This is a genomic window from Empedobacter sp. UBA5987, assembly GCF_002429865.1.
Classification (GTDB): domain Bacteria; phylum Bacteroidota; class Bacteroidia; order Flavobacteriales; family Weeksellaceae; genus Empedobacter; species Empedobacter falsenii_B.
Window position 1 is genome coordinate 1 of sequence record NZ_DJBB01000074.1, and the last position, 23,417, is coordinate 23,417.

23 protein-coding genes and 1 tRNA gene are annotated in these 23,417 nt (G+C 30.6%); 5 read left to right on the forward strand and 19 right to left on the reverse strand.

The features are described 5' to 3' along the window. The 4 genes from B3J26_RS12950 to B3J26_RS12965 all read right to left on the reverse strand — a co-directional run. A partial coding sequence (locus B3J26_RS12950; protein WP_291074769.1) for a nucleoid-associated protein occupies positions 1-845 on the reverse strand: 845 nt, incomplete at its 3' end. Between the two features lie 444 nt (positions 846-1,289). Next, on the reverse strand, positions 1,290-1,733 hold the full coding sequence (locus B3J26_RS12955) for a hypothetical protein (RefSeq protein WP_291074770.1): 444 nt from the start codon (positions 1,731-1,733) through the stop codon (positions 1,290-1,292). A gap of 3 nt (positions 1,734-1,736) precedes the next feature. Continuing rightward, positions 1,737-2,318, reverse strand: coding sequence for a Panacea domain-containing protein (locus B3J26_RS12960; protein WP_291074771.1), 582 nt, complete (start codon positions 2,316-2,318; stop codon positions 1,737-1,739). A 97-nt stretch (positions 2,319-2,415) separates the two neighbouring features. Continuing rightward, on the reverse strand, positions 2,416-3,036 hold the full coding sequence (locus B3J26_RS12965; protein WP_291074772.1) for a master DNA invertase Mpi family serine-type recombinase: 621 nt from the start codon (positions 3,034-3,036) through the stop codon (positions 2,416-2,418). Between the two features lie 151 nt (positions 3,037-3,187). Here B3J26_RS12965 and B3J26_RS12970 point away from each other — a divergent pair, with 151 nt between their 5' ends. Next, positions 3,188-3,634, forward strand: a complete 447-nt coding sequence (locus B3J26_RS12970; protein ID WP_349679524.1) for a TaqI-like C-terminal specificity domain-containing protein — start codon at positions 3,188-3,190, stop codon at positions 3,632-3,634. A 14-nt stretch (positions 3,635-3,648) separates the two neighbouring features. Here B3J26_RS12970 and B3J26_RS12975 read toward each other — a convergent pair whose 3' ends face one another. The 11 genes from B3J26_RS12975 to B3J26_RS13025 form a co-directional block, all read right to left on the reverse strand. Beyond that, a complete protein-coding gene (locus tag B3J26_RS12975; protein ID WP_291074773.1) occupies positions 3,649-7,485 on the reverse strand; it encodes a DUF7149 domain-containing protein in 3,837 nt (1,278 codons plus the stop codon). Between the two features lie 363 nt (positions 7,486-7,848). Then, positions 7,849-8,400, reverse strand: coding sequence for a hypothetical protein (locus tag B3J26_RS12980; protein WP_291074774.1), 552 nt, complete (start codon positions 8,398-8,400; stop codon positions 7,849-7,851). A gap of 141 nt (positions 8,401-8,541) precedes the next feature. Beyond that, a complete protein-coding gene (locus tag B3J26_RS12985; RefSeq protein ID WP_291074775.1) occupies positions 8,542-9,147 on the reverse strand; it encodes an ATPase in 606 nt (201 codons plus the stop codon). A gap of 15 nt (positions 9,148-9,162) precedes the next feature. Continuing rightward, complete coding sequence (locus B3J26_RS12990) at positions 9,163-10,005, reverse strand: transcriptional regulator (protein ID WP_291074776.1); 843 nt, start codon at positions 10,003-10,005, stop codon at positions 9,163-9,165. Positions 10,006-10,364: 359 nt separating this feature from the next. Then, the gene (locus B3J26_RS12995; protein WP_291074777.1) at positions 10,365-10,640 is read right to left on the reverse strand and encodes a helix-turn-helix domain-containing protein; all 276 of its coding nucleotides are present in this window, start codon (positions 10,638-10,640) and stop codon (positions 10,365-10,367) included. A 252-nt stretch (positions 10,641-10,892) separates the two neighbouring features. Next, a complete protein-coding gene (locus B3J26_RS13000) occupies positions 10,893-11,714 on the reverse strand; it encodes an RteC domain-containing protein (RefSeq protein ID WP_291074778.1) in 822 nt (273 codons plus the stop codon). A 75-nt stretch (positions 11,715-11,789) separates the two neighbouring features. Then, the gene (locus tag B3J26_RS13005) at positions 11,790-13,001 is read right to left on the reverse strand and encodes a site-specific integrase (RefSeq protein WP_291074779.1); all 1,212 of its coding nucleotides are present in this window, start codon (positions 12,999-13,001) and stop codon (positions 11,790-11,792) included. Between the two features lie 323 nt (positions 13,002-13,324). After that, positions 13,325-13,409, reverse strand: a tRNA-Ser gene (locus B3J26_RS13010). A gap of 135 nt (positions 13,410-13,544) precedes the next feature. Next, positions 13,545-13,952, reverse strand: a complete 408-nt coding sequence (locus B3J26_RS13015) for a hypothetical protein (RefSeq protein ID WP_115001314.1) — start codon at positions 13,950-13,952, stop codon at positions 13,545-13,547. A gap of 85 nt (positions 13,953-14,037) precedes the next feature. Beyond that, a complete protein-coding gene (locus tag B3J26_RS13020) occupies positions 14,038-14,778 on the reverse strand; it encodes a YebC/PmpR family DNA-binding transcriptional regulator (RefSeq protein ID WP_115001315.1) in 741 nt (246 codons plus the stop codon). A gap of 95 nt (positions 14,779-14,873) precedes the next feature. Then, positions 14,874-16,982 (reverse strand): M3 family metallopeptidase, encoded by a 2,109-nt coding sequence (locus B3J26_RS13025; RefSeq protein WP_115001317.1) that lies wholly within the window; start codon positions 16,980-16,982, stop codon positions 14,874-14,876. A 224-nt stretch (positions 16,983-17,206) separates the two neighbouring features. Here B3J26_RS13025 and B3J26_RS13030 point away from each other — a divergent pair, with 224 nt between their 5' ends. From B3J26_RS13030 to B3J26_RS13040, 3 genes are read left to right on the forward strand one after another with little or no spacing between them, the layout of a single operon-like run. Beyond that, entirely contained in the window at positions 17,207-17,851 is a 645-nt protein-coding gene (locus tag B3J26_RS13030; RefSeq protein WP_291074780.1) for an NUDIX hydrolase, read from the forward strand. A 19-nt stretch (positions 17,852-17,870) separates the two neighbouring features. Beyond that, the gene (locus B3J26_RS13035) at positions 17,871-18,755 is read left to right on the forward strand and encodes a lysophospholipid acyltransferase family protein (RefSeq protein WP_038334575.1); all 885 of its coding nucleotides are present in this window, start codon (positions 17,871-17,873) and stop codon (positions 18,753-18,755) included. A gap of 18 nt (positions 18,756-18,773) precedes the next feature. Then, positions 18,774-20,126 (forward strand): UDP-N-acetylmuramate--L-alanine ligase, encoded by a 1,353-nt coding sequence (locus B3J26_RS13040; protein WP_291074781.1) that lies wholly within the window; start codon positions 18,774-18,776, stop codon positions 20,124-20,126. Positions 20,127-20,517: 391 nt separating this feature from the next. Here B3J26_RS13040 and B3J26_RS13045 read toward each other — a convergent pair whose 3' ends face one another. The 4 genes from B3J26_RS13045 to B3J26_RS13060 form a co-directional block, all read right to left on the reverse strand. Then, positions 20,518-20,937: a helix-turn-helix domain-containing protein gene (locus tag B3J26_RS13045; RefSeq protein ID WP_291074782.1), complete on the reverse strand. Its 420-nt coding sequence runs from the start codon at positions 20,935-20,937 to the stop codon at positions 20,518-20,520. Between the two features lie 9 nt (positions 20,938-20,946). Continuing rightward, on the reverse strand, positions 20,947-21,342 hold the full coding sequence (locus B3J26_RS13050; protein WP_291074783.1) for a hypothetical protein: 396 nt from the start codon (positions 21,340-21,342) through the stop codon (positions 20,947-20,949). A gap of 19 nt (positions 21,343-21,361) precedes the next feature. Next, complete coding sequence (locus B3J26_RS13055; protein WP_038334569.1) at positions 21,362-21,688, reverse strand: DMT family transporter; 327 nt, start codon at positions 21,686-21,688, stop codon at positions 21,362-21,364. A 74-nt stretch (positions 21,689-21,762) separates the two neighbouring features. Beyond that, entirely contained in the window at positions 21,763-22,416 is a 654-nt protein-coding gene (locus B3J26_RS13060; RefSeq protein WP_291060461.1) for a hypothetical protein, read from the reverse strand. 218 nt (positions 22,417-22,634) lie between these two features. Between B3J26_RS13060 and B3J26_RS13065 the strand changes: the two genes are divergently transcribed. Next, positions 22,635-23,393 (forward strand): 5'-methylthioadenosine/adenosylhomocysteine nucleosidase, encoded by a 759-nt coding sequence (locus tag B3J26_RS13065; RefSeq protein ID WP_219034761.1) that lies wholly within the window; start codon positions 22,635-22,637, stop codon positions 23,391-23,393. The last annotated feature ends 24 nt before the right edge of the window (positions 23,394-23,417 follow it).

Here is a 23,417-nt window from a genome sequence, read left to right on the forward strand (position 1 = left end):
CGGTTTTTAGGGAAGATTACATCACCATTTATCTGAATATCATTGTCTTCACAATATTTTTTTAAATATTGTTCATCATCAAAAAAATGTTTACTAAACTCAAAAATATTAATCATTTTATTAGGTTGATTATTTATAAAATTATAGACACGATTCTTAAATTCATCTCTTTCAATTTCTACACCATTTTCATCAAATGGTAAATTAATTTTATTAATAATTTTAAGGAGAATTTTAGTGTTTTCAGTACTATTTAAAGTGCTACTAGTTGAAATCCATTTAGTAAAATAATCACTATCTCTATTTGTTTTATTTATAAAACTTAAATATTGTATTTCTGTTGATTTATAAGCATCATAGTTTATCCTACAAGCCATAGCTAAGTTTTCAAAATCGATATGTTGAACTTCACTAATAGAAAAGTTGTTTGTTGTATTATTAGAATCGAATTTAGTTCCTAATTTATTTCGAACTATAAAAATTCCAAAGAAATTTTTATAGTAAAAATACTCTACGAAAATTATAAAACCACCTTTTGCACTTGTAACTAGTTCTATACGTTTTTTTAAATTTATTGTAGATTTTTTGCTAAAACTTATAAACTCATTATCTTTTTCAACTGAATTTAAATAAGAGTCAAAGTCAACATGAAAATCTGTGGGTTCATCTTCATTAAATATACCATATGTTTCAGACTTATTTCCATATCTTCTATTAAGTTCTTGTACTAAATCAATAACTTTCTTATTCGTAACATCAAGTAAGTTATCGTATATACTATACTGAGTAACATTAGACCCTGCTTCCTTATTTATTTCGTGAATAATAATTCGTTTTATTTCCATATTGGTTTTAAAATAAATCCAAATATATTGATATATAGTATAATTACATATAATAAAATACCCTTAAATGTATATTGTTTATATATTTTAAAACTTTCTTTTCTCTCGAATAAATGAGATTACTACACCAAGAATTAGCGCGTTGTCTTCTTCTGCGAGTTGGATACAGTCTTAGAATAATATGATTGATTCTTCGACAGGCTCAGGATTAAAAGTGACCCGTCTTACTTCTCGATACAATTTTTTTTTGCTAAAGCAACGAAAATCACTCGAAATGACGGATTAGTTTATAGGGATTTTTTATGATTGAAATAAGTGAATGATAAACCGAAATGGATTTAAAAAAAATAATCCAGCTGCGTAGTACGAGCTGGATTTAATATTTTTTTTAAGTGCAGCACTAAAGCAATAAATGAATAGTGGGACACTGTTATGGTTGCAAATTTATAATAATTTTTTGTACTTGTTTTTCACCGAATCAGCTTCTTTAAAACATTTTATTACGGCTTGTAATTCGTTATCGTATAATTTACCGATATAATCATAATGAACTCCTTCAACGGGATATTTTTCATTGAATGATTGTTTTTCTAATATCGTTAGGTATGCACCGTATAAGAACGTATTTAAATCGAAAGAAAAGCTTGTATCTTCTGTCACAATTTGACCTGCTTTGAAACAGTAAGACGTTTGATTAGCTACAGTAGATAAATCAATACATCCATGTTCGATTGGCTTAGTTGCAGGAATATAGTCTTTACTTGAAGGTAAAGATATTAAAATTGAATTTTGTTTTTCAATATCCTTTATTACAAGAAAGTATTTGTTTTTTGATTGTCCATTTTCAAATACATAATCATAGATATAGAGAATAGTCCCTTCTTTCATTGCTTAAAATGCTTTTGTAAAAGTTGAAAATTCTTTATAATCTTGGTATAAATTCGCTTTAACTTGATCTTGATTAATTAATTCTTCAAATTGAATTTCGTGATTTGAAGTGTTTTTAAATTTCTTATCGAAAGATTCTAATAAATCATTTTTTAGGGCCACATTGTACCATAAACTTCCTTTTTGATGAGTGATATCAATTAATTGGTTTGCTGTAGCATTTTTAAATGATGTTGTGACTTCTTCTAATAATTTTAAATCATTCGTTGAGAATTCATCATCATTAAATTCACCTTTACTTTTGATGTAAGTGGTATTATCTTGTCGATCTAAAGCAATAAAACGATCTAAAAAAGTTAGTTCTTCTTCCTCGGCGTTTAATTCAGCAAAAACTTCTTGACAAACCGGACCAAGACGCCACACTTCATAATTAAACCCAAAAAAAGGAATACCAAACTTCTTTACTGAATATTCGTCTAATAAATAAATTAGTTTCAGTAATTTAGTTTTGGAAAGGTTTTCCATTCTATCGGCTAAATAAATAATCGTGTTGCCTAATTTGTCTATTTGTTCTTGTTTTGTCATGTATTAGATTTAATTAGTGCTGTAGTTATTGAGAGTTACAAAATTACAATTAAGTTAGTAAATTATCTCTATATAAGGCGTTAAAAGTTTGTGATGTTTAAAATTCGGATTTAGCCGATACGATTTCGGGATTGTTTTTGATGAAAGATGTTACTGTAAGACGATGGACACCTAAAATTCGACCAATGGCGCTGTATGATACGTTTTTATCTAATAATTCTTTGATTTGTTTTTCTTGACCTGTTAATTTGGTTTTAGACGACTTTCTCCCTTTTGGTCGTCCGAGGATAACACCTTCAGCTTTTTTGCGTGCTAAGGCTTCTTTGGTGCGTTGAGAGATTAGATTACGCTCGATTTCGGCAGAAAGTCCAAAGGCGAAAGCTAATACTTTTGAATTGATATCGCTCCCTAATCTGTAATTGTCTTTGATGGTCCATACTTGGATGTTTCTATTCATACACTCGTTTAGGACTCCCATAATCATTAATAGGTTACGGCCTAACCGAGATAGTTCGGAACAAACTAGAATGTCACCAGGTTTCATTTTTTTTAATAATTTCCCTAGTTTACGGTCTTCTACTTGTTTGGCTCCTGAAATTGTTTCTTCGATCCATTTGCTTACGAATAGTTGTTGATTATCGCAGAATTGGTTGATTTCGAATCGTTGATTTTCTACTGTTTGTTTGTCTGTGCTTACTCTGATGTATCCGTAAATCATTCTTCATTTAATTTGGTGCAAAAATGAAGAGAAATTGTCTAAAAAAATAGTGAGATTACTTTAACTAGTACTGTAAACCATATAATTTATGTAATTCAATTTATGTTACAGAAAAGGGAGGTTAAAAAACGACAATTATTGGTACAGATATATTTATCCTAAAAATTTAAATTTATTTCAAAAGGAAAAGTTAGTTGCTCCAGAGATATCCTTAGGAGGTAATTTTAGTTATGATTTATACGGTGATTTTTATTCGACAACAAAAGTGTATGGCTATATAAAGAAAGATGAAGTAAAAGAAGGATATTATTTTTGGTTAGCATTATTAAATTCTAAATTATTTTGGTTTTTTATTAAGAATACTGGTTACATTTTGAGAGGTGGATATTTTACTTTTAAATCAAATTATATTTATCCATTTCCTATACCATCAAATTTGGATGAAAATCTAGTTAAAGATATTGAAGCAAATTCTGAAATATTATATAAGAGAAAAAATGATTTAAATGAAATTGATTATAATTACATAGAAAACAAAATTGATAATTTGATTAATAAATTATATAAAATAGCCCCTGATGAAATAAATTTATTATAATAAAATGTATTTAACTAAATGAATTTCTTATATATAACACTTGCATCCAATTCTGTTAATCCATATAATTCAAATATTAAATTATCTAACTTATTAGTTATTTCAAAAATCTTAGCTTTATCATTTAATTTCATGAAATTCATTATTTGGTCAATTAAATCTTCTATTTTATTTTGATTTTCAATATCAATTAATGGAATAGGAAAGTCTTTTAAATATGCCGGCTTATATCTAAAATATCCATTTGATAATACTGTTCCAGTATTTGTTAAAAAGAACCAAAGCAGTTTTGAATTCATAATTGCTAATAAAGATTTATAAGAAAAATTAATATCTTTTTTTTTAATAAATCCATAAATAGTAGTTGTCGAATAAAAATCACCATTTTCATCATATGAAAAGTTTCCACCAAGTGAAATTTCAGGAGCTAGTAACTTAGGAATTTTTCCAAAATTTAATCCTTGCTTTCTTCCAAATTGAAACCACTTACCGTCAATATTAAACCTCCCTTTTTCTCTATCACGTAAAATATTTTCACATTCTTTTAAATATGAATATCCATTAGGAAAAAGATTAGAAAGTTCGGATTCTGTATATAATTCGGGTTTTAAATCACTTAATTTATAAGGAAATATTACATATTTATTAGATGTTAACTTTTCATATCTATGCACATCATCACCTTTTAATAATGGCTTAACAAGTTCTTTTTCAATTAATATATCTTTTTTCAGTTGTCTAGAGAACCCTTTAATTAAATTATTTTCTGTAGAACAATTATATAAAAAATAAACATCATCTTTACTAGTTGCTAAACCTTGAAAAATATTCTCAAATACATCTGATATTCTCAATGGATTTCTTTTTAATTTTTCTAATAGTTTGAAAACTTCTGTATTAGTTAGTGTCCAAGGTTGAGATTTATTAATTGTTACATCAATTTGTGCGGGCACTATATTTTCAATATCAATTAAATAGTTTATTATATCAATATCATTACTACATTTTTCTTCAGTTTTGTAATAATTTAAAAGATCTGAATTATTTTTAAATGTATGGATAGAAGTGTAAGTTGAAGCATCAAATATTTGTATTTGTCCAAAATCTATTAATTTAGAAATTGATTTATTTTCATTTACAATATTTCTAAGACCAATCCCAAATGAAGAATTTGTCCATTTACTTGGCATAATAAAATTTATTATACCATTTTTCTTAATTAACTTTAAACTAATTTCAACGAATAATACGTATATATCAAATGATCCAGTAGCACTATCATAAGTTTTTGTATATAGTTCAGCTAGGGATGGATTGCTCTCACGAATACCTTGTACCCTAATATAAGGTGGATTCCCAATGATGACATCAAAGCCTACATAAGAACCATCATCGGCTAGCACTTCTGGAAACTCGAAACGCCACTCAAAACTATTTTGGAACATTACATTATCTAAAATTTCTTGTTTTTCTTTTTGTAATTTTTCCGCTTTAAGCTTAAGTTTTTTTAGATTATCCTTATCAACTTTTTTAATCTTTTCTCCGAATTGAACTAAGTTATCTAAACGTAACTTTTCGTTTTCATACGCTCCGACAGCTTTAGATATTTTTTCTTTGATCTTAGCATCTAAAGTTGTTCTGAAATTATTCTTGATGTTACGGATAATGGTTTCTACTTCTACTTTTTTAGCCTTGCTATTGGTTTGTTTGTATTGGCTAACGGCAGATTTATAATCGTCAATCGAATAGCCTACTTCTTTGTTTTTGAAGGCTTGTTTTAAACTGTCGTCTAATTTGAAACGACTCACCAAAGAGTTACCGCATTTGATGTTGATATCGATATTCGGTAAGGTTTGTAGTTCACCCTCTTTGGTATAATATGCATTTTTCAATAACTCGATCCATAAACGTAAACGACAAATGTTTACTGAATTTGGATTAATATCTACTCCAAATAAACAATTCTCAATTAGTGTTTGTTTTTCGTGGAACAATGTTTTTTGTATGCGAAGGCTATTAATATCTTGACGGTTGTATTCGAATAATTTACCTTCAGTATCTGCGATGTATAATTCATCATTCTCCACTGTCACTTCACAAGGAATTTTTTCACCTTGTTCGTTTGCTAGAATTCCTAGTTCGCTTTTTACAGCAATTAATTCGTTTAAAGCCGAAACTAAAAAATGTCCTGAGCCAACTGCTGGATCACAAATCTTTAAATCATTAATTGTATTATTAAATTTTATGCGATCATCTTTTTTAAAGAAATTTTCACAATAATCTTTTACATCATCAAAAGATTCTATCGAATTGTTATATTCTTTCTTGAATTTATCTACAATAGCTTCTCTAATCGCTTCCTTACACATGAACATCGTTATGTATCCAGGCGTATAGAACGAACCGTCTTTGTAACCGTTTATTTTTTCGAAGATCAGACCTAACACCGAAGCGTTGATTAATGTTTTGCCACTTTGTTCATCTTCGATATCTGTATTGGCATCTGCGGAAAAATCGTAAGCATCTAAAAATCTAAAGATGTAATCGAGCGTATTTAGTTTACCGGTTAATTTTTTACCGTTGTTATCCTTTAAAACTGTACCCGAAAAAACTTTCATTTCTTCGTCTTTCAGTGCAGTTATGTCGAAAGTTAGACGTTCCATTTCGCTATGTTCAAACAAGCTACTGTTTAAGTAGGGAATATGCTTGAAACGTTCTTTGTATTTGTCGTGACGTTCGTTTAATGGTTTTGCCAATGCAGAAAAAAACAAATCGTTTAATGCATCGTATCCATTTAGAAAGTCGAAGTTCAGGAATTTATAATCTTTCGATTTATTATAGCTTACCAATTGTGATTCTAGTAATTTAAGAAATAAAATACGGTTGATCCAATTGATGCATAATTCTAAACCAACATTAAAAGCTTTATCTGGTGTATTTGGGATGTTTGTGACACGATCTAAATAATTCTTATCTTCTAATGTAAAGATTGTATTTTCTAACATCGAAGCATAATCGCGGTCTTTTGAATCTTTGCGAACAATAACTTTTTTAGAACCCGTTTTTTCTTTGATTTCTTCTAGACCAATAATGTGAAGTAATTCTTTGTAAAAATCGTTGTTTAGTTTGTTGCTATCGTTACCAAATGATTTACCTAATAAATGCGTATCCGAAAATAACTTGTACAGATTACTTATCTTCGTATCATTGTATTTGATAATTTCTTTCGTATCGAGTTTAATATAGACATAAGGCAATTCATCTTTTACCTGTTCGATATAAGTTGCAGCAATTTCTTTGTAGAAAAGTTCGTTTTTAACGGTGTCTTTTAGTCCATCACGAAAACGCGCATATTCTTTTACAAGTTCTGTGTTTTTATAAAAGAAATTGTAGAAATCTTCCCCTTTGAAAAAGAACCATTCGAAACCATTGGTTACAATGATTTGCTTGATGTTGTTATTCTTGTAATCGATACGTTCGCGTAGGTAATATAAAAGAACTTCTTGTAGTGCTTTTTTATTGATGTTAGCTTCTGAAATAAATTCTGCCTTGTTACTTGGTCTTTTTGCTTCAATAATAACCCCTACATCACTTTTAGCCGTATTATCTAAGTAGATGGCTAAATCAATACGATCTTTTGTGTTGATTAAATTTTTATAATAGAATGTATTTGTTAAGAAACGCTTTATCGGTTCCTTTAGATGTTCTTCCGATTCATTTCTGCTGTCGCTAATTTCAATCGACTCTAAACAGGCTAATAATTCTGATTTAAAATTATCAACATCTTTACGGATTGGTTTAAATTGACGGTAAGCAGGATTTAAAGCTTTAACAATAGTAACATTCTTCATATTGGTTCGTTGTATTACAATAGAAACTTTTATTTAACTCATTTATTGTATTGTTAAAATAATTTACCTGTCATAAGTGAAACTATATTAAATGATTGATGATTTTTGTACATTAGAAATCAAACTAAAAATTTTTTCATATGGGCATCAAGCCAGGACCAAAAAGGATAGCAATATCTACAGGGAAACCAGACAGACGTCAGCGAGATAATAAAGATACTCCTGGCAATACACCAAGTTTAAAACCGCATAAGCATAAGCCGGGAAAATAATGGTTTGGTAGTAATTTTTAACTGCCCACTTTAAAGTGGGTGGTTTAAAAGTAAAAAACCTCAACTAATAATTTAGTTGAGGTTTAATCTTCTATTGCTTTCCTACGATAGGATTTAAACGATTTCTTAATTCATTTTCTAATACAGGAACAATCCAATTGTAATTATTTACGTCAATTTTTACAGCTGAAATACGAAAAACTTCATTTGATAAATTATGCCTAGCTTTTAATTTCATTGCAAAAGTTGTTTTCTCAATAGGTTTGTATATATGTTCATGTATTCTTTTACCTACTGATCTTGATTTCCCGATATACAATGGAATCCATTCTTGATTAGTATCAGTCAATTCTTTTAGCCTTTTTTTACGAACATTTGGAACAAATTTTCTTAAGAATTCTTCATCACACCAACGTTTTGTAAAATCATTTTTCCAATCATTAATATCTTCAAAAAAACCATTGTTTTTAATTTCAAACATATATAAGCCTTTAAAATTAAACTCTTTAAAATCTAATTCTCGATTTGAAAAATCTTCGAATTTAAAGGTTTCTATTTCTTGAAATTGTATTTCATCCATCATTGCTTTTAAATCGAAATCTAAAGCTGTTAATTTATTGTCAAGTTCTTTTAATTTATCCATTTTGTTAAGTTGTATTCGAATTATTTTTTAAAGATAAACAGAGAATTATGATTCTCTAAAATTATTTTATACTCTGCTTTTGCACTTCGACTCCGCTCAGTGACCGGAATAGAATAATTCTGCACATCGGCAAAAAATAATCTAACTTCTCTTATCCTTTCTATCCGCAGGAACTGAAAGCACATTCATCATCTGTCTTAATCGAGAGCGTACACGTTCGGTGTAGTATTTTTCAATTTCGGAGGCTGAAAGGTTTGTAGTGATATGGGTTTTGATGTCCAGGTTCATGAAAAGGTCGTAACGGCTAAGGATGATCTCAGCCATGACGTTGCATTCGTTTCCGAAATATTTGATGTTGTTTTCTGTTCCGAGGTCATCGAAGCAAATATTTTTCATAGGAAAATCGAAAGGGATTCCTTTGCTGTATTTGTCGATGGTGTTGTAACCTTCACGAATAAACTCGAAAGAAACATCTCTGCATGTGGTGTAATAGAACTTCTGTTCTTTGACTGTGATGTTTTGCATTAATCGAAACCATGTTGTTTTACCAATTCCGATTGGTCCGGTTAATAGAATTCCTTTGTTGAGGTCGATGTCCAGTTCTTTACATTTTTCTTCATCATTCAAAAAGTAGGCAGCTAAGCGAATGATGAATGGTAAATCATCTTTATGGAAAGTATAATTTGGGTGTATGTGTTTTCTACCCTGTTGTTCTAAATGAAATAAAAGCTTTTGATAATTAATCATTTTCTTGTGTTTTGGTTATAATGGTTCGTCGTATCGTTTGTTTGGTGATGTATCTAATGGCTTTTGAGCTGCATAATTTTTGGCTTTACTAAACTCGACCGAATTGATAAACCAGTTATTTGCAGCAGCTTTCCAATTTTTCATTTTTGTTTTTCCACCCACAAGCCAACCAATGGACTCGAAATAATAAAAAAACTTTTCGGCTTCAATGGTTGATTTCCCCTTTTCTAGGAAATAGCTTTTAGCTTCCTCCAACGTTGGAATTATACCTTTTTCTTTTTTGGCGGAACTTTTTTCTTTTTGGGTCATTTCAACCTTAACCAACCCGTCCTGATTCACCTCATTTTTTGATTGAATTTTTTTATTTTTTTTCATGAAAATTTCTGCTTGCGTATATAAACAATTACTATTGTTTATAGTTTTATTGTTTATATGTTTATATAATGGCTCTATGGGTGTTTTTATAGGTGTTTCCATAGGTTTATCATTTCGTGAACTACCTCGTTTCATAGGTGTACCTATAGCTTGACCATTTTTTGATTGGGTGTTTTTTTGCTTTTCGGATGTTTTTGTAAGGTCGATGATGTGAACTTTACTTCCGACATATGAATTATATGATGGCTCGTAAATTATGTAGCCATTGTTATGTAATAGCTTCATGGAACGATGGTAGGTACTTTTAGATGTGATTTTGCTTAAACGCATAATTTCATCGCGAATAATGGTGATTGAGTCTGCGAATCGCTGTTTGTTCCAGCATTGGTACAAAGCATTGTATAATGCGATTTGACATGGGGCGATTTGTGGATCGTTTTGGATTTTATTGTAGAAGCTGTTTAATTGTTTGATGTAGTTCATTTCGTTATGTTTTAAGTTGTACGTGATACGTTTTTAAGGGGTAGAAACTCGAGATTCGAAGTTCGAGGCTGGTGATTAGTGCCAGCGTGATGAGATCCTGAAACGAGTTCAGGATGACTTTTGGCTATTTTTTTGTTTACCGAAATCATCTCATGATTTCTCCTCTTAATCTCAAATCTTCGGTCGGTAAACATTTTTGCGTTTCGCTCAATGGATTGCCGCTCGTCTGCTAATCTCATGTCTTTTTTAAGCGCAAAGCGCTAGATGGTTATTGGAAAAAATAAAGGCAGGCTTATTACTTTTTTGTCGTAATTAAACCTGCCTAACCTAAACCAACTAAACCAAATGAAAAAAAAATATTATGTACGTATGCGTTCTACTTTGTTTTGTTCCAGAATGAGATGAATATCTTCAACGTTATAATAGATATTGCGACCAAATGAAGAATACGTTATTAGATTTTTGCATCTCATTTGATGTAATTTTGAATTGGAAACGCCTAAAAGTTTTACGACTTCTTTAGAAGGTATCCACTTCTTTTCTGTTTTATTTTTTAAAAAATCTTGTAAATGAGTTACTACATTTTCTGTAATTAATTTTACATCTTCTGGATGTAATCTGTGTTTCTTTTTCATTTTTGTTGAGGTTTAATTTTTGACTGAAACAAAGTTGAAAAAATATTAAAATCTTTTTTCCCTACGGGGGAAAGATTAGGGAAATATTGGAGTGAAAAAGTTCTCTAAACACTTATTAATAAAGGAATGTATAATTGTGAGTTATTTATTAAATACGGAAATTATTTGAATTCCAGTTTAGAAAAGTGTGGGAAATAATAAGATAAAATGTTGTGAAATGTAGTTAGTAGAGCGTAAGATTAATTTTAATTGTTACAGTTTAATTAAAACATTACGTAATTGATCTATAAATTTAGTTTTGTTTATTTTCCGTTCTCGTATATCTTGTAAAATACTGCGATGATGTTTTAAATCAATATCAAAAAATTCTTCAAAGTGGTGAACTAATTCAAACATTTCAATTTTTCCATCGTTGATTACACCAAGTAAAAACAATCCATAAATTAATTCGATTAATAATACTTTTGCTGCTGTCCATTTTAATTTAGATTCTTTGTTGATTATTTTGGTGTTATTAGGATGTTTTAGTTGTTGTATTTTATCGTCAATGTATTTAACAATTAATTCTAACGCTTTACATTTCCCAATAATATAGGAAACCGAATTAAATGTATTTGTATTGTGGAAAATATAATTAAGATTAGTAGTTCTCCATTTGGCATTTTTACGCAGGAAAAACTTCTTATCCATAAAATTCATGTTAGACTGAATAAGTTTGATAAGTTCTAATTCGTCCTGATGAATTTTAGTCAATTTTTTGCTACAATTTATATAGTATTCAATTTCTTTTTCTTTGGTTAAAAATTGAAATTTACAATCATTTTCAATACTTAGAATTGTTTTGTAATAGAACAGGTTTTGATATACTTTGGATAGTTTATTTTTGAAAAAATCAATCTCATTTTTTTTTGATTGAAATTGATAATTTACTAATTCTGCATCTAAGAAGTCGAGGTATTCTATAATGAATTTAGAAGCTTTAATTGATTCTTCTTGTACACTTAAATACTGCTTTTTTAATTCAGTTAAATTACTTTCAAATTCACTGAATTTTGATGTAAACAATTGATTCATAAATTTGTTGGTGTTTTATTTTTCTATATTAAAATAATAAAATAAATTATATGTCAATAATGATTATAAGATAATTTATAAATCTATCCTTTTTAGTTTTTCCATATCTACACTTATTTTTTCTTCTGTTATACGTGCGTAATGCTGGGTTGTTTTAATATTGGTATGACCTAACATTTTAGATACCGATTCGATAGGCACACCATTTGAAAGCGTTACAGTAGTCGCAAACGTATGTCTAGCACAATGGAAGGTTAATTCTTTATCGATGCCCGAAAGTGCTGCAATCTCTTTTAAATAAGCGTTCATTTTTTGGTTGCTAAAAATGGGTAATAATTTGCCTGAATTACAAATAGGATGATGACTATACTTGTCTATAATCTGTTTTGCTGTTTGTAGTAAGGGAACTTTAGTTGAGGTATTTGTTTTTTGACGTTTGGTATGGATCCAAAGGTTACCATCGATTCCATTTACAATATGATTCTTTGTAAGGTTTGCGATATCGATATAGGCTAAGCCTGTAAAACACGAAAAGATGAAGATGTCCTTTACTAGGTTTAATCGCTCAGTTGGAAAATCTTTGTTATAAATGGTTTGTATTTCTTCTTTTAAAAGAAAGATACGATCGACCTTGTCTAATTTTGCTTTGTAATTGACAAATGGGTCCTTTTGGATCCAATCGTTAGCAAGACATAGGTTAATGATTTTTTTGAAGTTTTTTAGGTATTTAATGGTTGTGTTGTTGTTACAATTACGCACACTTTTTAAATAGAAATCATAATCCATAATAAAGGCGTGATTAATATCTTCTAAAGCGATATCCTCTATATTGTATTGATGTTTGATAAATTGTTTGGTGTGTTTAAGTGAAGTTTCGTATCGTTCTAATGTCCCTGGGGCATATTCTTTGGGAACGAGTGCTTTCATCTGTTTATTATGATGCTGAAAGATGGGAATTAGTGTGCGTTTGTTCTTTTGAGGTGTTCCTAAAATGGTTTCTTTTAGTTTTTCTATGGTTAAAACCTCATCGTTATAATTGTGCGCTAAAAAGACTGAATTTATTTTAGATTTTAAGAGTTCTACCTGACCATTTATTGTGCAGGCATCTCTTCCATTTCCCTTGATTTTGGAATTTTTTACATCCCAGTTGTTGGGATTAATGAATTGTTTTGTGCTGAATTCCCATCGTTTTCCGTTTACACGAACACAGAAGTAAATTGGTTGTAGCCCTTGTTTATTGGCTTTTGCAGGTCGTGGATAAATGTGGATGTTAAAATTGTTTTTCATCTGATTCAATTTTTAATGGTTAGATAAAATTTAATTGATTATTTGGTTTGAATCAAGATGTCTATTTATTGATTAGGTTATGGAAAGGGTTATAGGTACAGCTATGAGCACAGTGATGCATATTGCTGTGTTTATTTCTCCAAACCTTTACTATAAGTGGAATAGCGCGATTTTTGACGACCCTAGCGATTGTGATAAATTAGGGTCGCTCTAGGGTCGCTTATGAATTGTATTTAGATGGATAAAATATAATTCAAAGGCATAAAAAAATCCCTTACTTCGTTTGAAATAAGGGATTTTATAAGTACTTATTGAATAAGTTGCGGAGAGTGAGGGATTCGAACCCCCGGAGGTGTGACCCTCAACAGTTTTCAAGACTGCCGCATTCGACCACTCTGCCAACTCTCCAATAACGCAGTCTATTGCGGTATTGCGAGTGCAAATATAGAACGCTTTTTCGAATTTGCAAACCTTAATTTAAAGTTTTTTTAATACAAAAACATAGTTTATTCAGTATCAAATAAATATTTTTTAAAAAAAAAATTATACAATAACTACCAAAGCTATCTGAATAAGAAAACCAAGTGTAAAAAACAAAGCGGCAAACTTCAATAAAGTAAAGCGAAAAGTTTCATTCAAGATTAATTTATTAACCAATGGTTTCGAGATTTTTTCGTCCAAAAGCTTTTCTACTTTTTTATAGAAAATCAATAATAAAATTATAATCATTATAACAACGATAAATACAAAAAAAGAACTCATCGAATGATAAAACATCACTCCCATCGCCATTCCTAATACAGCTAATATTAATTGTGGCAACTGGTTAATTGCTTTCCGAATCATTTCTTCGGTTTTACTTAACCAATCAACTCCAAGAATTTCTGGCGCAGCCATCCAAAATGCTACAAATTGTAATATCAAACCAAGTAAAGTAAAAATTTTTATCATTCTCAAAAATTCAATTATAGTTAAAGATAAAAAAAACCGTTTAAAATAAATTAAACGGTTTTCATATTATTCTTTTCAAAAAAGATTATTCTTCCTCTTCTTCCTCTTCTTCCTCTTCTTTCATCGTATGATAAACGTTATTTACGTCCTCATCTTCGTCAAATTTCTCTAACAATTTTTCGATGTCAGCTTTTTGTTCTTCTGTTAATTCTTTTGTCGTTTGTGGAATTCTTTCAAATTCTGACGAAATAATTTCGTATCCACCTTCTTCCAACGATTTATAGATTGTTCCATAATTTTCAAAAGGTGCAATTAATACAATTCCATCTTCATCCTCAAAAATCTCCTCTACTCCAAAGTCAATCATTTCAAATTCTAATTCCTCTAAATCTAGATTTTCAGGTTTTTGAATCTTGAAATTACAGATATGATCAAACATAAATTCAACAGAACCTTGCGTTCCTAATTGTCCATTACATTTACTGAAATAAGAACGAACGTTAGCTACTGTACGATTGTTGTTATTTGTAGAAGTTTCAACTAAAACGGCAATTCCGTGAGGTCCATAACCTTCAAAAATAACTTCCTTATAGTTTTCTGTATTTTTATCAGATGCTTTTTTGATTGCGCGTTCGATATTATCTTTAGGCATATTTACAGCCTTCGCATTCTGAATTACCGCGCGAAGATGAGAATTTGAATGCGGATCAGGTCCTCCTGCTTTTACTGCCATTACGATATCCTTCCCAATTTTAGTAAACGCTTTAGACATTGCCGCCCAACGTTTCATTTTACGTCCTTTTCTAAATTCAAATGCTCTTCCCATTTATACTTGTTTTAATAGTTGCAAATTTATTCATAAAACGAAAAAAATCCAAGAACTATGTCTTGGATTTTTAAGTTGTTAATATTTTAGAATGATTATTTCAATCCGTGGTATTTCAACATTGGTTCAATTGAAGGATTTTTACCTCTAAAATTTTTGTAAATCACATTCAAATCATCCGAATTCCCTTGAGAAAATACTTTATCTCTCAAAATTTGACCATTTTTACGTGACATTCCTCCATTTTCTATTGTCCATTCGTAGGCATCATGGTCTAACATTTCTGCCCAGATATATGCAAAATATCCCGCTGCATATCCTCCACCAAAAATATGGCTAAAATAAGAAGAACGGTAACGAGGCGGAACTTGTGGTAAATTTGTTTTATTATCAATTAAGGCTTGTTTCTCAAAATCGTCTACACTTGTAATTGTTTTATCAACTGAAACTGTATGCCAAGACAAATCTAAAGCTGCAGCAGAAAGTAATTCTGTTAACGTATAACCTTTGTTAAAGTTAGATGCTTTTTTCATTTTTTCTACCAACGCATCAGGAATCGCAGCTCCTGTTTGATAATGCTTTGCATAATTTTTTAAGATAGATGGTTCCGTTACATAATGCTCGTGAAATTGAGATGGAAACTCTACAAAATCTCTTGAAACATTTGTTCCAGATAAAGTTGGATATTTTTGATTCGCAAAGAAACCGTGCAACGCATGTCCAAATTCGTGGAAAGTTGTTACCACATCATCATACGAAATCAATGCAGGTTGACCATTTGCAGGTTTTGTGTAGTTTCCGACATTATAAATAACAGGTTTTGTGCCAAATAAGTGCGATTGCTCCACAATATTACTCATCCAAGCTCCCCCTTGTTTAGAATCTCTTTTGAAATAATCTGTATAAAATAATCCCAATTGCGAACCATCTTCATTAAACAATTCGTACACTTTTACATCTTCATGCCAAGTTGGTATATCTGTACGTTTTTTGAATGAAATTCCGTATAATTCTTTCGCCATAAAGAAAATTCCATTCTCTACAACTGAATCTAAAACGAAATAAGGTTTCATTTCATTTTCGTCGATATCATATTTCTCTTTACGAACTTTCTCTGCATAATAGTTCCAATCCGCAGCTGTTAATGTATTTGCTGGATTTTCTTTCTTCGCTAAGGCTTCAAATTCTTTTGCATCTTTTTGTGCCATTGCAGTTGCTGCCGGAATCATTTGATTTAAAATTCCTTTTGCTGCTGTAGGATTTTGCGCCATTTGATCTTGCAAATTCCATTCTGCATAATTTGCAAAACCTAATAATTTAGCTTTCTCCGCACGTTTTTTAACCAAAGTTAAAATTGTAGAACGTGTATCATTTTCATCTTTTTTCTCTGTTCTAATCCAAGCTGCATCAAATAATTTTTTTCTTGAAACTGCATTGGTCATATTTTGTAATTCAGGTTGTTGCGTTGTATTCAATAAACTGATTAAATATGTACCATCAGCTTGTTTGAAAGCCTCTAAATCAGCATCACTCAAACCAGCTAATTCTTCTTTCGTAAAAGTAACGCCACCAGATTTTGTTCCTTTTAATAATTGATTGGAGAATTTAGTTTCTAAAGAAGCGATTTCTCCATTCAATTTTTTCAATTCATCTTTTTGTGCAGCAGATAAATTTGCGCCAGCCAATTCAAATCGTTGATAATATACATCTAACAAACGAGATGACTCTTTATCTAAATTCAATGATTTTTTATTGTCATGTAAAGTTTTTACACGTTGAAATAATTTATCATTCAAATAAATGGCATCGCTATGAGCCGCAAATTTAGGCGACATTTCCTCCTCAACTGCTTGCAACGTTTCGTTTGTATTTGCTCCTGTCAATAATCCAAAAACATGGCTAACTCTCGACAATAATTGACCAGATTTTTCCATTTCCACCAACGTATTTTCGAAAGTTGGTGCTTCAGAATTATTAGCAATTTTATTGATTTCGACTAATTGTTCAGCCATTCCTTGCAACAAAGCAGGTTTGAAATCTTCGTTTTTAATTTTCGAAAAATCAGCAGTTTGATAAGGCAAAGTGCTCACTTCAAAAAAAGGATTTTTATCGTTCCACATACTATTTGTTGACTTTTCGCTACAAGAAGTGGCTAGGATTGACGATCCAACCATCATTCCGTAAAAAAGTTTTTTATTAAACATTTTTATTATTTTTAGACCTAACGAAGTTAAACTTATAATGTGAAATTTCAAAAACATTCTGTTTTTCATTCAAACGATGGAAAATATTTAAGCTAAATCTTAAAAGTTAAATAATTAATAAACCTTACCGAAAAGGTTGAATTTTCTTCGACGAAAATAATTATCTTTGAAAAAGAGTGAGGAAAAATTTCACTCTTTTTTATTACCCTAAAAATCAATCCATTTTGTATTTAGATTTAGAAGAATTAAAATATTTATTAGCCGAAAGTGTTGAAGAATTGCCAAGTTGGGAATCACACCAAAAGCTTTCACCTCCATATCGTCAAAAATTTGATTTAGAATATGTAAAACGTACCAATCCAAGAAGTGCGTCTGTCATGATTTTATTGTATCAAAACGAAGATGGAGAAGTTGAATTCCCAGTAACCATGCGTGTTTCATACGAAGGTGCGCATTCGCATCAGTTTTCTTTGCCAGGTGGACAATTTGAAGAACAAGATATTAGTTTTGACGAAACTGCTATTCGCGAAACTGTGGAAGAACTTGGTGTAGATTACGAAAACATTGAGATTGTAAGACAATTGAGCGAAATGTATATTCCGCCAAGCAATTTCTTGGTTTATCCTTACATCGGAATTTATCATGGAGAGCCACATTTCAATCCAGATGAGCGTGAGGTACAATACGTTGTTCCGTTAAATTTGGAAGCTTTTTTGAATGCTGATTACGAAGTTTTTGAGAGAGAATTTTCTGGTCAAGTTGTCGAAATTCCTGGTTATAACATTGGTGATGATGAATTTCTTTGGGGTGCAACTGCAATGATTTTAGAAGAATTTAAAGATTATCTAAAAATCGTATTAAATTTGTAACTTAAACAATTAAGAACTCGTGTCTCAAAAAGCTAAGAAAAAGAACGCATTTCGCGATTCATTTGGACATCTATATTTCCTAAAAAGGACGTTAATTTTCTTATTAGGATCATTTACCTATAACCGTTATAATGGTTTTAATAAACTAAAAGTTAGTGGTACAAAAAACTTGGTTCATTTACCTGCTCAAAATGTATTATTCGTTTCGAATCATCAAACTTATTTTGCTGATGTTTTCGCGATGTATCATGTATTTTGTAGTGTAAAAAATGGTTTTATTGATACCATCAAAAATCCAATTTATTTACTTAATCCTAAGATTGACTTTTATTACGTTGCCGCTGAGGAAACGATGAAAGATAATCTTTTGACAAAATTATTTGCCTACACAGGAGCGGTAACCGTAAAAAGAACGTGGCGTGCAAAAGGAGAAAATGTAAATAGAAAAGTAGATTTAAGCGAAATTAACAATATTGATATTGCGTTGCAAAGTGGCTGGGTCGTAACATTTCCGCAAGGGACTACAACTGCGTTTGCGCCTGGTCGTCGTGGAACTGCGCATCTAATCAAGAAAAATAAACCAATTGTAATTCCAGTTGTGATTGATGGTTTTCGTAGAGCTTTTGATAAAAAAGGTTTGCGCATCAAAAAACGTGGAATTAATGCGACAATGACATTCAAAGAGCCTTTGGAAATCGATTATGAAAATGATTCGAGTGATGCAATCATGAAAAAAATTATGAATGCAATTGAGCAAGCACCAGAATTTAATAAAGTTCGACCAATGGACGAAATTCTTGCTGAAAATAGTGAAAAATCATTGGATGATTATTTGAATGAAGACGACGAAGAGTTTGATGATTTCGAAGAAATGGGCTACGACGAAGAAAATAAAAAAGACTAAAAGAATACAACATACAAAATGAAAAAAGTTCATTTTATTGCAATTGGCGGTAGTGCAATGCACAATTTGGCGATTGCTTTGCACGAAAAAGGATATCAAGTAACAGGTTCTGACGATGCTATTTTCGAACCTTCGAAAACACGTTTGGATCAACGAGGAATTTTACCAGAAGAAATGGGGTGGTTTCCTGAAAAAATAACAGCAGATTTAGATGCTGTTATTTTGGGTATGCACGCTCACGCTGATAATCCTGAAATGTTACGTGCGCAAGAATTAGGTTTAAAAATCTATTCATATCCAGAATATTTGTACGAACAATCAAAAGATAAAACGCGTGTTGTAATTGGTGGTTCTCATGGAAAAACGACGATTACATCAATGATTCTTCACGTTTTGCATTATCATAATATCGATGTTGATTATATGGTTGGCGCGCAATTGGATGGTTTTGATGTGATGGTAAAATTGACAGAAGACAACGAATTTATGATTATGGAAGGTGATGAATATTTATCATCTGCCTTAGATCGTCGTTCAAAATTCTTGTTGTATCAACCAAATATTGCGTTGATTTCAGGTATTGCTTGGGATCATATCAATGTTTTTCCAACGTTTGCAGATTACACTTCTCAATTCTCAAAATTCGTAGAATCTATCGTGAATGGAGGTGCTTTAATTTACAACGAAACAGACGAAGAAGTTGTTAAAGTGGTAGAAGAAACGGAGAAAGCAATCAAGAAATTCCCTTATCATTTACCAGAACATTTTATCGAAAATGGAATCACTTTTATCGAAACAGAAGATGGACCAATTCCGTTAGAAGTCTTTGGTAATCATAACTTGATGAATTTAGAAGGTGCTCGTGCAATTTGTAAACAATTAGGTGTAATGGATGATGATTTCAACGAAGCAATTCAATCATTCAAAGGAGCATCTAAACGTTTGGAATTAATTAATCGTACTTCTAATTTTGTTGCGTACAAAGATTTTGCGCATGCACCAAGTAAAGTAACTTCGGTGACCAATGCGGTAAAAGAACAATACACAGATAAAACAGTTGTGGGATGTTTAGAAATTCATACCTATTCGTCTTTAAATCCTGAGTTTTTGGTTCAATACAAAGGCGCTTTAGACAAAGCTGATATCAAAATTGTGATGTATAGCCCAGAAGCGTTAGAAATAAAACGTATGGAAATGATTTCTCCAGAAGATATCAAAAAAGCGTTTGGAGACGATTCGATTTTGGTGTTTACAAATGGTGAACAATTGCAAGATTATATCGAAAGTTTAGATAAAAAAGATAAAGTATTTTTGATGATGAGTTCAGGAAACTTCGGTGGAGTAAACTTGAATGAATTATTTAAATCATAAAAAAATCACCTTTCAAAAAAGGTAATTTCCACTTAAATATCTATAAAATATAGAAAAAGAGAACTTAATTTTTTAGGTTCTCTTTTTATTTTTTCTCAAATGGTCAAAATAATTATTTTGGGTTTTTGGATTACTTCTTTTCAAATATCAGTAAACTTAGAACTATTTTAAACTTTTTCGGAACTATTAATTTTAAAAACATTATTTTAGAAAAAAACAGAGGTGATATAAACTTTTAGTAATACTCTACTCACTTTTGTTAGCTTTCGCCATCAAAAACACCTCTGTTTTTACTATAAAATTATAGTGACCCTTTTGATAGTAACAAAGATGATAAAAATCGAGATTAAAAAAAGTTTGAAAAGTAGCCTAAAGATGTCCAAAACGGAAGTTATTGTAAACTTTTTCTAAACTGAGTTGGACTAATTTTTAGATGTTTTTTGAAAAAATTTCCGAATGAATATTGATCAGAAAAGTTTAACTCATTCGAAATTTCTGAGATTGTTTTAGATGTATCGCTCAACAATATTTTCGATTCACGAATCACAACAGAACTGATTAATTCTTTTGTAGTTCTACCCGTTATTGATTTGCAACATTCAGTTAAATATCTAACTGTAATATTCAGTTTATCTGCATAATATTTTGCATCTCTATTTTCTGTATAACCCTTATTTAAGTCATTCAAAAAACGTTTTACAATATCATCTTTTCGCGTTCCTTTTCTTACAATAATGGTTTGTTGTTTTGAAAGTTCGCTAAACGTTGTGTAAACAATCGCATAAAATAAATTGAATTGTAAATAACGCACGAATTTGGTCTATTTCTCTTGCAAACGCAACTTTAATTGCAATAAAAGCTGTATTAAAGCAGAGAATTCTATTTCATTGAAATGATAATTATTGACTCTACTTTCACCAAAAAATTGGTTATATTCATAACCACTCAAATCGATAATCGACGTATCTAAAATCTTTTTGGTTAAGACTAAACTCAATAATTCTAAATCAGATGATTTTGAAATTATTTGATAGGATTTGTTAGGTTCTGGGAAGAAAACATCGTGTTGTTTAAGTTTAATTTCTTGGTCATTTTGAGAAATAATTAAATAACCATGCTGAATAAAAATCGTTTGAATCAAATCTTTTTTCAAACGTTTATTCTCGACAGTTTGTTGAATAAATTCCTCTTGATCAAAAACATTAAAATTCTCCATAAATCAACACAATTTTTAGTTAATTTGAAACAAATTTTAATCCAATGATTGAGCAGATTAAAGTCGTTAAAAAGAATACACGCCAAAAACTTGCAGGTTCTTTAAAAATAAAAATTCCGACCAAAACTGTTCCGACCGCTCCAATTCCCGTCCAAACTGCATAAGCCGTTCCGATTGGTAATGTTTGCGTTGCTTTTACCAACAAAACCATGCTCACCGTTAAGAAAAATAAAAAACCACCATACCATAAATACGTATCATTTCCGGTTGCTTCTTTTGCTTTTCCAAGACATGATGCGAAACCGACTTCGCACAATCCTGCGATTAGTAAAATTACCCAATTCATTTTTTACTGATTTATTTATAAAAATTAAGACTACAAAAAATTGTAGCCTTAAAATTAATTATTTATTTTTTGAATTATTTACCGAAACTATCACTAAATTCTACTTGACCTTTGATGTGTACTTCGCTCCATGTTTTAGAAACGCCATCTGCACCTTTGTGTAATTCGAAACAAGCCTGATTAAGAGCTTCCATCGCTTTTCCTGTGTTAAAATCCATCAAATCAACATCCGTTTCAATTGTAAAAACATTGTTCTCAAACGTCGATTTTACTTCATATTCTTTAGAAGCATTATTCAACGTTAAATTCAAGAAAGTTTTACCATCTCTGAAATGTAATTGACCTTTGATTTCGCTTGTATTGATCATATTTCCGAACAAAATATCTTTCAATTTTTGATCACGATCAATTTGATCTGAATTTAATGTAGCAACTGTCGCAATAATATTTGCACCTTCTAAAACTTCTTGAGGCGTTTTTCCATCTTCTTTTGCATCTTTCACCAAAACAACATCAAAACGTCCTGAAACAGCCACTTTTTCTGTCGTTTTATAAGCCGTCCACTCAACTCCTGATTTTCTAATCACACCTTCTACAATTTCCGTTGGCTCTTCCACTGTAACAGCAGTTTTAGCAGGTTGTTCTACTGGTTTTTCTTCTGTTTTATTCGTACAATTCATCAGCATTACTGATGCACAGCATATAATCGCTATAGATAATTTTTTCATTTCAAACTTTTATGCTACAAAAATACAACAAGCCAAGACTAATTCACAATTGATTTTTAACATATTCTGAAAAAACTCTACTTTTGTAAGATGATAAAAAATCTTCTAAATACATGTTTGATTATCATTTGTTTGCCATTTATCTTAATTTATGAGATTTATTGTTCGGTTTACAAATACAGAAAATAAATTGGTAACTTCGCTTTCAAATTGGAAAGATGAGCGAAAGAATAATAGGAATAATAGGCGCTATACCGCAAGAAATAAACGGTGTAGTCAATTTATTAACAAACAAGCAAGAACATAAAATTGGTCGAAGAAGTTATTTTACTGGAAAATTAAACAATCAAAAAGTTGTGGTCGTTTATTCTCGTGTTGGTAAAGTTGCTGCCTCTGCTACGGTTACAACCTTAATCCTTGAATTTAACGTTTCTGAATTGATTTTTACAGGTGTTGCAGGTGGAATTCATGCTGATGTAAAAATTGGAGATATTGTTCTAGGGCAAAGTTTGATTCAACATGATATGAATGCTCAACCTCTTTTTCCTGCTTACGAAATCCCAATGTTAGGAAAAGCTTATTTTGAGGCTGATTCTTCTCAATTAGAAGTTGCGACAACAGCTATTTTAGAAATTTTAGAAGAGCAACATTTGCATAATGTGATTTCTGAAAAAGATTTGGATAAATTTAATATTCATCAGCCTCAACTACATGTTGGTTTAATTGGATCTGGAGATTTATTTTTCTCGACAAATTCTCAGAAAGAAAAATTACAACAAAACTTACCCGAAATACTTTGTGTCGAAATGGAAGGCGCTGCAGTAGCACAAGTTTGTTACGAATTTGATATTCCTTTTATCATCATAAGAACAATATCAGATGATGCCGACGATCATTCTACATTAGATTTTAATAGTTTTATAGAAAAGATTTCGAATGTATATTCAATAGAGATTATTAAGAACATCATCAAGTAAAAAGGGATCAGTATCAAAAGTTGG